This is a genomic window from Comamonas piscis, assembly GCF_014109725.1.
In the GTDB taxonomy this organism is placed as follows: domain Bacteria; phylum Pseudomonadota; class Gammaproteobacteria; order Burkholderiales; family Burkholderiaceae_C; genus Comamonas; species Comamonas piscis.
The window spans coordinates 3,896,398-3,908,284 of record NZ_CP058554.1; the positions used below are offsets into that span (position 1 = coordinate 3,896,398).

At 63.3% G+C, this 11,887-nt stretch carries 12 protein-coding genes; 7 read left to right on the forward strand and 5 right to left on the reverse strand.

Going from position 1 to position 11,887, the window contains the following annotated elements:
* Window positions 1-31 precede the first annotated feature (31 nt).
* Both HS961_RS17530 and ylqF read right to left on the reverse strand, forming a co-directional pair.
* Window positions 32-277, reverse strand: a complete 246-nt coding sequence (locus HS961_RS17530) for a hypothetical protein (protein ID WP_021027318.1) — start codon at window positions 275-277, stop codon at window positions 32-34.
* A gap of 445 nt (window positions 278-722) precedes the next feature.
* Window positions 723-1,667 carry a ribosome biogenesis GTPase YlqF gene (gene ylqF / locus HS961_RS17535; RefSeq protein ID WP_182324195.1) on the reverse strand — a complete coding sequence of 315 codons (945 nt, stop codon included), beginning with the start codon at window positions 1,665-1,667 and terminating at the stop codon, window positions 723-725.
* Window positions 1,668-1,736: 69 nt separating this feature from the next.
* On the opposite strand from ylqF, the gene HS961_RS17540 reads away from it, so the two are divergent.
* Window positions 1,737-1,988: a hypothetical protein gene (locus tag HS961_RS17540; RefSeq protein ID WP_021027316.1), complete on the forward strand. Its 252-nt coding sequence runs from the start codon at window positions 1,737-1,739 to the stop codon at window positions 1,986-1,988.
* Window positions 1,985-2,209: an oxidoreductase-like domain-containing protein gene (locus HS961_RS17545; protein WP_182324197.1), complete on the forward strand. Its 225-nt coding sequence runs from the start codon at window positions 1,985-1,987 to the stop codon at window positions 2,207-2,209. The genes HS961_RS17540 and HS961_RS17545 overlap by 4 nt, the downstream gene beginning before the upstream one ends.
* A 23-nt stretch (window positions 2,210-2,232) precedes the next feature.
* Here HS961_RS17545 and HS961_RS17550 read toward each other — a convergent pair whose 3' ends face one another.
* The 3 genes from HS961_RS17550 to HS961_RS17560 all read right to left on the reverse strand — a co-directional run bounded on the left by HS961_RS17550 (window position 2,233) and on the right by HS961_RS17560 (window position 7,576).
* On the reverse strand, window positions 2,233-4,605 hold the full coding sequence (locus HS961_RS17550) for an FUSC family protein (RefSeq protein ID WP_182324199.1): 2,373 nt from the start codon (window positions 4,603-4,605) through the stop codon (window positions 2,233-2,235).
* 177 nt (window positions 4,606-4,782) lie between these two features.
* Window positions 4,783-6,315, reverse strand: a complete 1,533-nt coding sequence (gene gshA / locus HS961_RS17555; RefSeq protein WP_182324201.1) for a glutamate--cysteine ligase — start codon at window positions 6,313-6,315, stop codon at window positions 4,783-4,785.
* Window positions 6,316-6,658: 343 nt separating this feature from the next.
* Complete coding sequence (locus HS961_RS17560) at window positions 6,659-7,576, reverse strand: SDR family NAD(P)-dependent oxidoreductase (RefSeq protein ID WP_182324203.1); 918 nt, start codon at window positions 7,574-7,576, stop codon at window positions 6,659-6,661.
* 379 nt (window positions 7,577-7,955) lie between these two features.
* On the opposite strand from HS961_RS17560, the gene HS961_RS17565 reads away from it, so the two are divergent.
* From HS961_RS17565 to HS961_RS17585, 5 genes are all read left to right on the forward strand, one after another.
* Window positions 7,956-8,246: a 2Fe-2S iron-sulfur cluster-binding protein gene (locus HS961_RS17565; RefSeq protein ID WP_116924442.1), complete on the forward strand. Its 291-nt coding sequence runs from the start codon at window positions 7,956-7,958 to the stop codon at window positions 8,244-8,246.
* A gap of 175 nt (window positions 8,247-8,421) precedes the next feature.
* Window positions 8,422-9,543, forward strand: coding sequence for a bifunctional 3,4-dihydroxy-2-butanone-4-phosphate synthase/GTP cyclohydrolase II (ribBA, locus tag HS961_RS17570; RefSeq protein WP_182324205.1), 1,122 nt, complete (start codon window positions 8,422-8,424; stop codon window positions 9,541-9,543).
* A 5-nt stretch (window positions 9,544-9,548) separates the two neighbouring features.
* Window positions 9,549-10,010: a 6,7-dimethyl-8-ribityllumazine synthase gene (gene ribH, locus HS961_RS17575; RefSeq protein WP_182324207.1), complete on the forward strand. Its 462-nt coding sequence runs from the start codon at window positions 9,549-9,551 to the stop codon at window positions 10,008-10,010.
* A complete protein-coding gene (gene nusB, locus HS961_RS17580) occupies window positions 10,007-10,543 on the forward strand; it encodes a transcription antitermination factor NusB (RefSeq protein WP_182324209.1) in 537 nt (178 codons plus the stop codon). The genes ribH and nusB overlap by 4 nt, the downstream gene beginning before the upstream one ends.
* A 147-nt stretch (window positions 10,544-10,690) precedes the next feature.
* Window positions 10,691-11,875, forward strand: a complete 1,185-nt coding sequence (locus tag HS961_RS17585; protein WP_182324211.1) for a pyridoxal phosphate-dependent aminotransferase — start codon at window positions 10,691-10,693, stop codon at window positions 11,873-11,875.
* Window positions 11,876-11,887 lie beyond the last annotated feature (12 nt).

The window sequence follows — 11,887 nt, forward strand, 5'->3', positions numbered from 1 at the left end:
GTTGTGCTGTCTCTTCAGCCTGCGCAGCCGCTCAATCCCCATGGTCGGCTTTGCGGGTCATCTGTTGCAAAGCCATCCGGTCGGCACGGCGCTGGGCGCCTTGGCTGCGGATGTGCTTGCCCGCAGCGCCGGACAGACGCCGTTGGGCCATGGCTTTGGCAACAGGGTTGAAAGGAGTGGCATCGGCCACAATCAGCAGCGCGATAGGCTGCTTCATGCGGCGCAAGGCCTTGACCCGGCCCTCTTCAAAGGCGCGGGAAACGGTTTTTGCACTCATCTGTGCGGTTCCTCAGGGGCTTGGCGCGCCTTCAGCCATAAGCTGGCGCAGCAAGACCCCAAAACAAAAAGCCCCGGCGACGTAGCCAGGGCTTTTGTCGATCCCGCCTGCAGTGCTGCAGGCGGCGATCTGGGCCAAGGCTAAACCATATGAACATGGTTTAGCCGGGGCAGAAACCGTGTTCAGTGGAGAGGGTTGAACATAAAACAGGACATAGCAAAAACTCCCAATAATGCGCTGCAGAAGGTCATTCGTTACTGCAGCGATAAGAAGACGAAGGCTGGACTATAGCGTGAATTTCTCAATCACGCAAGCCCCATATACAGCCTGTTGCATAAAACAAACCGACAACCGCTGGCTTCCGCCCCTTTTGCACGGCTTTTTGCACATAAAACGCAGCAACATGCCAACAGCGGCCAAAACCGCCGCTGGAGCCAGCTACAGATCAATAACGCTTGCGGCCCGCCTTGCGGTGCTTGGCATGCTCGGCCTTCTTGGCCTGTTGCAAGGCCTCGGCCGCCTCGCCGGCAGCGCGCCACTGCTCAAACTCTGCCGGGGTCTCCACGGTGATACGGCCCAGCATCTGGGTGCGAAAGTCGGTGATCAGCAGCTCAGCGGCCTTTTGCATATTGATGCGGCCGCCGCTCATCACCGCGCCGCGCTTTTTGCCAATGAGGGTCAGCAGCTCGTCATCGCCCAGCGCGGCCAGCTCCGCATCATCGAGGCCCAGCTTGTAGCGCTCATCCAGTTGGCGGGGGTAGTGCTTTTGCAGGTACAGCAGCAGCTCCAGCGCCACCAGCTCATCGTCATAGGCATTGCGGCCCACCGAGCCGCAAACCGCGAGCTTGTAGCCGGACTCCGGCACGATGATCTTGGGCCAGAGCATGCCGGGCGTGTCCCAGAGGTAGAAATCATCGGCCAGCACAATGCGCTGCTCGTCCTTGGTCACCCCGGCCTCGTCACCGGCCTTGGCCTGGCTCTTGCCGCTCATGCTGTTGATCAGGGTGGACTTACCGACATTGGGCACGCCGCAGATCAACACCCGCATGGGCTTGGCCATGCCGCCGCGTCCGGGCGAGAGTTGGCGGCAGGCCTCGACCAGGCGCTTGGCGGGTGCTGGCTCGCTCGCATCCAGCGGTAAGGCCTTGGTCTCGAACTGCGCCTCATACCAGGCCACCCACAGCGCCGTGCGGCTGGCATCAGCCATGTCCTGCTTGTTGATGATCTTGAGGGTGGGCTTGTGGCCCGTCAGCTCCGTCAGCGCCGGGTTGGCGCTGGAGCCGGGCATGCGCGCGTCCAGCACCTCGATGACCACATCGATGTCTTTGATGCGCTCGGCAATCAGCTTGCGCGTCAGGTGCATATGCCCGGGGAACCATTGGATACTCATACTCTTGCTTTCGGGGGAATGGTGCATGGGCATCGCGCACAGAGTTGCGCCGTGCCGGATAATGCTGCCATGTCTTCTTTATCTCAACGCCAGTGGGATGCGCAGCGCAAATCCGATCAGGACCTGCTCATCAAAGGCATCATCTTGGTCTTGATAGGGCTGGTGATTGTCGTCTCGCCCTATGTCGCTCAGGGCGATATTGTGCAGGGAGTTTTTGCTAAGGCTCCAGCAGTCGGTTGGTTTTCCCTGGTATTGGGCGCGGCTTTTGTGCTGCGCTTTGGCCTGCGCCGCAAGGCCGTGCCGCCACGGCCTGAGCAGTGAATGCCGCGCCAGCCCCCCAAGCTTTAGCCAGTTTACGGGAGGCCCGCGAGTGCTTTGCCGCGCTGCAGGCCAGCGCCAGCGCCCGGCAGATCAGCTTGCGTGAGCCCCCTAGCGCCCCCACCACCTGCTGTGGCCGGGGCTGCAATGGCTGCGTCTGGGAAGGCTTTTTTGCCGCAGCCATGTACTGGCAGGAATGCGCGCTGGATGCGCTGAAGCCTTAACCCCGCCTCTGCGCTACAACCAGTTATGTCGACTGCGCCTGGGCAGCCTCGGCCTGCACCGGTGGCAAGGTCTCCTCGCGCGCCAGCAGCTGGCGGATCTGCACCGCATCCTGCTGCAGCTGGCTTGCCAAAATACGTGCGGTGGCTAAGCGCCGCATCAGCCAGGGAATGAGCTGGTCGCGGTCCTCAGGACCCGGCACGCGCTCGGGTGCCGGCATCTTGGCGGGGCGCTGCGCATCGGCATCGCTCGCTGCGATCTGCGGCGCTTGCAGCAGGCAGGCATCGATGCTGGCCGCTGTGTCTTTGAGTTGCTGCACCGCAAAGGGCGACGGCGTCTGGCCCCGGCGCATCATCAGCATGATCTTGACAGAGGACATCTGGCCCAGCAGCTGGTAGCAATGGGCCTGGAACAGCTCCAGCGCCTGCAATGGTGGCTGCACCGCGCGCGGCTCTTTCAGCGAACGGTCAACAGCCTGGATCAGCGCCGAGAGGCTGTCGTAGGCTTCGCGCCGAGCCAGCCGCCAGGCCAGCTCGGGGGCATTGTCGACGGCTTGGAGCTGATCGACCGCCAGCGAGGTGCTGGCATGCGCCGCCTGCGCCTTTAGCACGCGCTGCACCAGCGCTGGCAGCTGCGAGCGCTCCCAGGACGGCAACACATAGGCAAAGGCCCAGGCAATGCCGGTGCCGATCAAGGTATCGACCACGCGCTCGAACATATGGAAGGTGGTGCTGCCGCCGGCATGCAACATATGCGCCTGCACAAGGCCCAGCACCGTGGCGCCCATAGCCGTGAACAGATAGCGGCGCAGCGCAAAGCCGTGCGCGACCCCCTGGGCCAGGGTCAGGCACAGAATCAAGCCCAGCGGCGACAAATGCGCTGACAAGATGGCCAGCGCCGCCACGCAGCCCAGCAAGGTGCCCAGCACCCGGATGGTGCGCCGCTCCAAGGTTTGCGCCAGGCTGCCGCGCAGCACCACCACAATGGTCAGTAGCACCCAATAGGCATGCGCATTCCAGGGCAGCATCTGTACCACCACATAGCCCACCGCAATCGCCAGCGCCGCACGGATCGCATGGCGCAGGGGAGGCGCATCCCAGCTCATCAGGCCCTTGAACGGTGTCCAGGACCAGGCGGTGGGGCTGACAAACATTTGCCAGCTGGCGCGCACCACGGCCAGGTCGGGCTCAACCTCGTCCCGGCCCAGGCCGACGAGGCGGCTCACTTCTTCATGGATGCGTACGATGCGCTCACTCAGCTCACGCGACAGCGCCTGGGGCGATACGTCGGCGTCAAAATGGTCGGGCAGCGATTCTTCGAGCCGTTGCACCGGCGTCTGGCTGGCCATCTGCATGGGGCGCAGCAACGCATCGAGGTTGCTCATCGGCCGGGGCTTGCGGCCCAGCAGCAGGCTATCGGCCAAATGCACCAGCTCCATCGCCAAGGCGCGCAGCGTGGCCTGCTGGGCCAGCAGCATGGGCGCCTGCTCGGGCGCCTTGCGCAAATGCTCCAGGTCCAGCTCGCAGGCCAGCAGATGGTCGCGGATCTCCAGCATCTGCAGCAGCATGCCGGCCAGGCGCTGGCGGCGGGGGGTGCGCGGGCTCTCCAGCACAATGTCGCGGGCGGCTTGCAGCTGGTCGGCAAAGGCCGCATGCCGGGCCATCAGCTGGCCCATGTGCTGCTGGGGCAGGCCCGTGCGGGAGAATTTGCCAAAATTGCGGTCGGCCAAGTTATCGCCATAGGCTTCGCCATCCACCGTTTCGCCATCCAGCCCCACATGGCGGGCGGCCTCGGGCAGCACCATACGCGCCTGCTCCAGCATCAGCGCGGCCAGCGACAGCACGGTATCGGCGATGAACTGCACGCGGTAGCGGAAATTAAGCAAAGTATTGGCGATGACCGCATACACCAGGAACATGCCAGCACCAATGCTGAAGAACAAGGTGGATTCAGCCGCCGCTGCCAACAGTTGCCCCTCGGGCGGCTTGGGCACCGACATGCCCAGCACCATGGCCAGCACCACTGCAATCGCAATCGGCGCGCCGCGCTTGCCCCAGGCCATCCACAAAAAGCCTAAGAAGGTGGACAGCACCGCCAACATGCCCAGCAGCACCAGGTGCTGGTGCATCAGCTGCACCAGAAAGAACAGCGGCGCGCCCAGCACGGGCGCTGGCAGCATGCGCCAGAACTTGCCCCGGCGTGGCGCTGGATTATCAACAATGATGGACACAATCACCCCGACCGACGCGGCCGCCGCATGCTGCGTGCCCCAGATCAGCTGCACCAGGGTGGTGACGAGAAAAAGGCCCAGCGCCACTTCCAGCCCATTGAGCACATAGTGGTTGAGCAGGCCACGCTTGAAGGTGCGCCAACTGCGGTCGGAAGAGAAATGCGCCATGGAGAAACAATACGAGGATTCAAGGCCGAGGGATGTCGGACAAATGATAGCCATCCCTGCTAGCTACCAACGCAGAAGCGCCAAGCTTCTTGCAAGCTTTTGCATTCTGCGCCAAGACCTGGGCCTCTGCCAGCAACAAAAAAGCCCGCAGCAGCGGGCTCTTGGGCATCAGCAGGATTAAGACACAACGAGGTGCTCAGGCGACATATAGCACTGGCGCCATTCTTCAAAGGGCACGGTGTCGGCGGCTTCCATGTCCTTTTGCGCCTGGATCGACTTGGCCGCCAGCTCCTGGTACTTGGCGGTCAAGGCCTCGCTCCAGGGGCGGGCTAGGGTCTGCTCGCGGGCCCATTCCGATTGGGCAGCGCCAAAGGCCTTGAACGAGGTGCCAAACTGCTCGCTGACTGCAGCCAGCACCTGTGCCGACGGGGTCTGCGCCGGGTTGGCCAACAAGGTTTGGGACTGCGCCAGTGCCTGGCTGTAGTCTTGCGTGCCATGGGCCTGGTCCAGGGCAGCGGCAATCGGTTGGCAGGCTTGCAGAATCTCCTGCGCCCACTCGGTCAGCTTCACTTCTTTGCCCTGGCGCTGCAGGTTCAGGCCCGGCTCACGGCCGCGCTCGGCCACCATGTGCTGGTTGTGCTTCATCTCGGCAATCTCGGCGGGCGAGTCGGGCGGGCTGTCGCTCAGCAGGCAGTGCAGCAGGAACACATCCAGCAAGCGCATCGTCGGGGCCGAGATGCCCATGCTGTCAAAGGGATTGATGTCCATCAAGCGCACTTCGACGTACTCGACACCGCGCTCGCGCAGCGCATGCAGCGGGCGCTCGCCGCGCTGCACCGTGCGCTTGGGGCGGATGGTGCCGTAGAACTCGTTCTCGATCTGCAGCAGGCTGGTGCCCAGCTGGTTGTACTCACCGCCGGGGTTGAGGATGCCGACCTTTTCATAGGCCGGATACGGCTGCGTCAACGCGCCGTAGAGCGAATCGGCATAGCCCTTGAGATCGTTGTAGCTGACGCTGATGGAGGCCTGGGCATCGCTTTGGTAACCCAGGCGGCCCATGCGCAGCGAGGTGGCGTGGGGCAGGTGCAGGGCACCCTGGCCATCGCCCAGCGGCTGCAGCTGGTGCGGGCGTCCCTGCACAAAACAGGGACAGAGCACCGGCGATGCGCCAAACAGATAAAGCAGCAAAAAGGCCTGGCGGCGGAAATTGCGGATCAGCCCAAAATAGGCCTCGCTGCTGACACCGGGCAGCGACCAGTTGTAGTGGATGCCCGAGATGGTTTGCATGCGCCGACCATAGCGGTGGCCCAGGCCCATGCGGTAAATGCTTTTGGAACGGCCAATGTGCGAGGTGCCAAAGCGGCCCAGCGGGATGTTCTCGTCCGATGGCAGCGAGCAAGGCATGCTCGAAATCCACAGGCGCTCGTCGTTGGCCTGCAGCACCTGGTAGACATACTGGTGCACCTCGGCCAGCTCATCGAGGCAGGCCTGCACACCTTGGTGCACGCCGGTGATGATCTCGATCTGCGACTCGCTGAAATCGGTGGTGATGCTGCTGTGCGTCAGCGCGGAGCCCAAAGCGGCCGGGTGTGGCGTGAGGGCCAGCGCGCCCTCATCGTTCACGCGCAAGCCTTCTTTCTCGATGCCGCGCCCCATCTGCAGCAGGCGCTGGGCGCCGATGGCATCAATACGTTGTTGGATATGGTTCATCTGCGTTGTTCTTGTCTAAGCCGGGCTGCACGATAGCAGGTTGCCCGGCGACTGGCAGAGTATTGCACGCTCAGCCCGACCGGCCTTCGGGATTTAACCCAGGCCCCAGCGCAAGGCCTGGCGAGTCATAGTAAGAAGCTGTTGTAATCGCCGTTTCTGTTGCTTTAGGGATTCTCTGCATGACCCTCGCCGCATGGGATGGCCGCGGATCGGGAGGAGGTGCAAGGCGTCTTTTGCAGTCAATAGCGAGCTATTGACAAGGAAGACAACGCAGCGGATCGCCCGAGTCCGCGTTCAGACCACGGCAGGGAGTTGTGCAGAGGATCCCTCATGCAAGCTTGATTTAATGCAGCTTCTGCTGGGCCTTGCGGATCTCCAGATCACCCTGCACAAAGCCGTTGTCCGGCACGATATCGTCCCGGCGGTCGGTCAGCTCTGTCCACTGCTGCGAAAGATGCAGATCCATGTCGTCGAGCGCTATGTTGTCGGCGCTCAGGTGGACGCCGCGCGTCATGGTGATGTGCGAGGCCTCAAAGCTGCCAGCGCCTGCACACAGAATGGTGCGTGTGGGGGCGCTCTCATGCACTAGCGCCAGCAACGCCGGGCTGACCAGCTCGGGCCGCAGCGCACGCAGCATCTCAGGTGCCATCAGGCCGTCGGTCATCCGGGTGGCCGCCGTCGGCGCCAGCGCATTCACATGGATGTTGTACTTGGCCCCTTCCAGCGCCAGCGTCTGCATCAAACCCACCAGCGCCATCTTGGCAGCGGCATAGTTGCTTTGGCCAAAATTGCCAAACAGGCCCGATGACGAGGTGGTCACCAGAATGCGGCCATAGTGGGCCGCCTGCATAAAGGGCCACACAGCCTTACAGCAGTGGACGCTGCCCATCAGATGCACTTCCAATACCGCGCGGAAGTCGTCCAGTTCCATCTTGGCAAAGCTCTTGTCGCGCAAGGTGCCGGCATTGTTGACCAGCACATCGACTTGGCCCCAGTGCTCGATCACCTGGGCAACCATGGCCTGCACCGCTGCCCAATCCGTGACCGAGGCATGGCTGGCCATGGCAGTGCCGCCCAGCGCTTCAATCTCGCGCACCACTTTCTCGGCCGCCGAGGAGTTGCCCTGCCCGTCCACCGCGCCGCCCGGGTCATTGACCAGCACCTTGGCGCCGCGCCGGGCCAGCGCCAATGCATGTTCACGCCCCAGCCCGCCGCCGGCACCCGTCACAATCGCTACCTTGTCGCTGAAATCCAGACCCATACGTTCGCACCTTATAAAAAGCGGGCTGATAGCCCTTGATGCCGTCGAACTGTACGTGTTCACATTCGCTTTGCGCAGCGCTTGGGCGACAGACGCCAGCGGGACATGGACCGGTATTGCCTAGGGTTATCCCGAAAATGGCTGAACAACCATGTGGATAACTTGCGCTCACCGGATTTTTAACCCGCTAAGCCCATGTTTTTATTAGCAGCGTGTTACATTGCCCGCAAATTCAGCAAAACGGTTGCCGCGCTGGTTGCCCGGCAGCGGTGCTTACCACAGCTTGCGGGGCCGCTATGCTTTTGATATTGCACTGCCAAAACGGCAAGCAGGCCTGGCGCGGCAGGCGGTCCATTGGCACCTTACTTATTACATCCCCATGCCCATCACCCCCGAGCTCTACAACGCCCAGATCGACAACGAAGACATCCAGGTCGATGCCTGGGCCGATACGCCGTTGCTGCAATCACTGGAAGAAGGCGGCGTGGACTGGCCCAGCTCCTGCCGCAACGGCACCTGCCGCACCTGCGTGGGCCGGCTCAAATCTGGCAGCGTGCACTATGAGATTGAATGGCCGGGACTCAGCGCTGAGGACAAAGAGGCCGGTTGCATCCTGCCCTGCGTGGCCTACCCGGATGGCAATGTGGTGCTGATGCGCGGCGAATACTGAGCCTGCACAAGCCATTTGCAAGCAGCTCCCCGGCAGCAATTGACCCGGCGCGCTAGTCCCCAGATCGGCCAAAGCGCCCCAGCCGGGGAGCAGCTGGTCTAAAATTGGGGTTTTTACTGTCCGAGGTGCCGCATCGCTGCACCGAGACACGACACCCGTTCTTTAAAGGCATTCCATGAGCAGCCCCCTGACTCCAGCACCGATCTCTGCGGTGGAGGACATTGTTGCCGAGATGCGCGCTGGCCGCATGGTCGTTCTTGTCGATGAAGCCGACCGCGAGAACGAAGGCGACCTGGTGCTGGCCTCCGACCATGTCACCCCCGAAGCCATCAACTTCATGGCAAAGTGGGGCCGGGGCCTCATCTGCCTGACCCTGACCCGCGAACGCTGCGAGCGCCTGCAACTGCGCCAGATGACCGCCAACAATGGCGCGCCGCTGTCCACCGCGTTCACCGTCTCCATCGAAGCGGCCGAAGGCGTGACCACCGGTATCTCGGCCGCTGACCGCGCCCGCACCGTGCAGGCCGCGGTGGCACCCGATGCCCAGGCCCACGACTTGGTCCAGCCCGGCCATATCTTCCCCTTGCAAGCCGTCGATGGCGGCGTGCTGATGCGCGCCGGCCATACCGAAGCCGGTTGCGACCTGGCGCGCCTGGCCGGTTGCTCGCCCTCCTCCGTCATCTGCGAGGTGATGAAGGACGACGGCACCATGGCCCGCCTGCCCGATCTGCAGTTGTTCTGCGCCGAGCACGGCATCAAGATCGGCACGATTGCCGATCTGATCGAATACCGCAGCCGCCACGAGTCGCTGGTCGAGCGCATCAGCAGCCGCCCGCTGCAAACGGCGCATGGCGAGTTCACCGCCCACCTCTACCAGGACCATGCCAGCCACGCGGTACACATGGCCCTGGTCAAAGGTAGTGTGCAGGCCGACAGCGATGTGCCCGTGCGTGTGCATGAGCCGCTGTCGGTGATGGACCTGCTGGAGACCGGCCGTGCCATGCACAGCTGGACCCTGGACGCCAGCCTGGCTTATCTGCAGCAGCAAGGCTGCGGCGTGGCCGTGCTGCTCAACTGCAATGAAAGCGCCGCCCAGCTGGTGAGCCAGTTCGACGGCAAGGCCCGCGCAGCACAAGCGCCCGAGCGCGGCCGCATGGACCTGCGCACCTATGGCATTGGCGCCCAGATCCTGCGCGACTGCGGCGTGCAAAAAATGCGCCTGATGGGCGCGCCCCGTCGTCTGCCCAGCATGGCGGGCTACGGGCTTGAGATCACCGGATATATCAGCAAGGAATAACAAGCATGTTTGGAGCAGAAAAAGGCAGCGCAGCCAACCTGGACGGCAGCGCCCTCGCCATCGGCATTGTGCAGGCCCGGTTCAATGCCAGCATCACCGACAGCCTGGCCCAGGCCTGCCTGCAAGAGCTGGCCGCCATGGGCGTGCTGGCCGACAATATTCGCCATGTGCAGGTGCCCGGCGCTCTGGAAGTGCCGATTGCCCTGCAAGCCATGGCGGAATCCGAGGAATTCGACGCGCTGATCGCCCTGGGCTGCATCATCCGTGGCGAAACCTACCACTTTGAGCTGGTGGCCAACGAATCGGGCGCCGGCGTTACACGCATTGGCCTGGATTTCCAGATCCCGATCGCCAATGCCATCCTCACCACTGAAGACGAAGCCCAGGCCATCGCTCGCCAAACCGACAAGGGGCGTGATGCCGCCATCGTCGCTGTCGAGATGGCCAATCTGCTGAAAACACTATGAACGAAAACGACCAGAGCGAGTCCCCCTCCAGCCAGCGCCCACCGCGCCAGACCCGCAAGGGCCTGACCTCCACCGGTGCGCGCAAGGCCGCCTCCAAATCCACCCGCAGCCGCTCGCGTGAGTTCGCGCTGCAGGCGCTCTACCAGTACATCCTGAGCGGCAACAGCGCCACCGAGATCGACCTGTTCACCCGCGAGCTGGCCGGCTTCCACAAAGCCGACGCCGCCCACTACGATGCCCTGCTGCACGGCTGCATCGAAAACGCCGAACAGCTCAACGCCCAGATCACCCCCCACCTGGACCGCAAGATGGACGAGCTCTCGCCCATCGAGCATGCCTGCATGTGGATTGGTGTCTACGAGTTCCAGCACTGCCTGGACGTGCCTTGGCGCGTGGTCATCAACGAGAGCATCGAGCTGGCCAAGGAATTTGGCGGCACCGACGGCTACAAGTATGTGAACGCCGTGCTCAATGCCCTGGCCCCTACCTTGCGCGCCACCGAAGTGACCGCTGACCGCAACAACGCGGCCTGAGCAACGCCAAGACCGATGCCATGCCTGCGCGCTGGCATCGGTTTTTTGTAAGGGCTTCGCGGCCGCCAGTTATACTTTTGATAGCACACCCGTGCTTGCCCATGTGCTGCCAGCGCAGTGGGAGCCCTCTGATCCGAGCTGAAGACCATGAAAATCGCCACCCGAGCCGAGCGCATTGAGCCGTTTTATGTGATGGAGGTCGCCAAGGCCGCCCAGGCACTGGCGGCGCAGGTGGCGGGCAGCGCGGAGCCGATGATCTTCCTCAACATCGGCGAACCCGACTTCACCGCACCGCCGCTGGTGCAGCAAGCCGCCGACCGCGCCATCCGCGAAGGCCGCACCCAGTACACCCCCGCCCTCGGCATTGATCCCCTGCGCCAGGCGCTGTCCGACTGGTATGCCCAGCGCTTTGGGGTGGATGTACCGGCGCGCCGCATCGTCATCACCGCCGGTGCCTCGGCCGCCTTGCAGCTGGTCTGCCTGTCGCTGATCAATGCCGGCGACGAGATCCTGATGCCCGACCCGAGCTACCCCTGCAACCGCCACTTTGTCAGCGCGGCAGAAGGCCGGGCCGTGCTGCTGCCGACCACGGCAGAAGAGCGCTTTCAGCTGAGCGCCGACAAGGTGCAAGCCGCCTGGGGCGACAAGACCCGTGGCGTATTGCTGGCCTCGCCCTCCAACCCCACGGGCAGCTCCATTGCGCCGCAGGAGCTGCGCCGCATCCATGAGGTGGTCAAGGCCCATGATGGCGTGACCATCATCGACGAGATCTACCTGGGCCTGTCCCATGACGAGGCCTACGGCCAGACGGCGCTGGCCATTGATGACAACATCATCTCGATCAACAGCTTCAGCAAGTACTTCAACATGACTGGCTGGCGCCTGGGCTGGGCGGTGGTGCCCGAAGCCCTGGTGCCGGTGGTCGAGCGCGTGGCACAGAACCTGTTTATCTGCGCCAGCACCATCTCCCAACACGCGGCGCTGGCCTGCTTTGCGCCCGAGAGCCTGGCCGAGTACGAGCGCCGCCGTGCCGAGTTCAAAGCCCGGCGCGATTATTTCATCCCCGCGCTCGAAGCACTGGGCCTGCCGGTGCCGGTGGTGCCCGATGGTGCGTTCTACGCCTGGGCCGATTGCACGCAGGCCGCTAAAAAGCTTGGTGTTGAAGGCTCCTGGGACTTTGCCTATGCCGTCATGGAGCGCGCCCACCTGGCCATCACCCCGGGCCGCGATTTTGGCAGCCATGACACCGGCCGCTTTGTGCGCTTTTCCACCGCCAACTCGATGGAGCAGCTGCAAGAGGCCATCGCCCGGCTGCGCAAGTTGCTGGCATGAGCATGCCAACAG

Coding starts and splice junctions, on each gene's coding strand:
- HS961_RS17530 (WP_021027318.1), bottom strand. CDS start 277: ATGAGTGCAAAAACCGTTTCCCGCGCCTTTGAAGAGGGCCGGGTCAAG.
- ylqF (WP_182324195.1), bottom strand. CDS start 1,667: ATGAGTATCCAATGGTTCCCCGGGCATATGCACCTGACGCGCAAGCTG.
- HS961_RS17540 (WP_021027316.1), top strand. CDS start 1,737: ATGTCTTCTTTATCTCAACGCCAGTGGGATGCGCAGCGCAAATCCGAT.
- HS961_RS17550 (WP_182324199.1), bottom strand. CDS start 4,605: ATGGCGCATTTCTCTTCCGACCGCAGTTGGCGCACCTTCAAGCGTGGC.
- gshA (WP_182324201.1), bottom strand. CDS start 6,315: ATGAACCATATCCAACAACGTATTGATGCCATCGGCGCCCAGCGCCTG.
- HS961_RS17560 (WP_182324203.1), bottom strand. CDS start 7,576: ATGGGTCTGGATTTCAGCGACAAGGTAGCGATTGTGACGGGTGCCGGC.
- HS961_RS17565 (WP_116924442.1), top strand. CDS start 7,956: ATGCCCATCACCCCCGAGCTCTACAACGCCCAGATCGACAACGAAGAC.
- ribBA (WP_182324205.1), top strand. CDS start 8,422: ATGAGCAGCCCCCTGACTCCAGCACCGATCTCTGCGGTGGAGGACATT.
- ribH (WP_182324207.1), top strand. CDS start 9,549: ATGTTTGGAGCAGAAAAAGGCAGCGCAGCCAACCTGGACGGCAGCGCC.
- nusB (WP_182324209.1), top strand. CDS start 10,007: ATGAACGAAAACGACCAGAGCGAGTCCCCCTCCAGCCAGCGCCCACCG.
- HS961_RS17585 (WP_182324211.1), top strand. CDS start 10,691: ATGAAAATCGCCACCCGAGCCGAGCGCATTGAGCCGTTTTATGTGATG.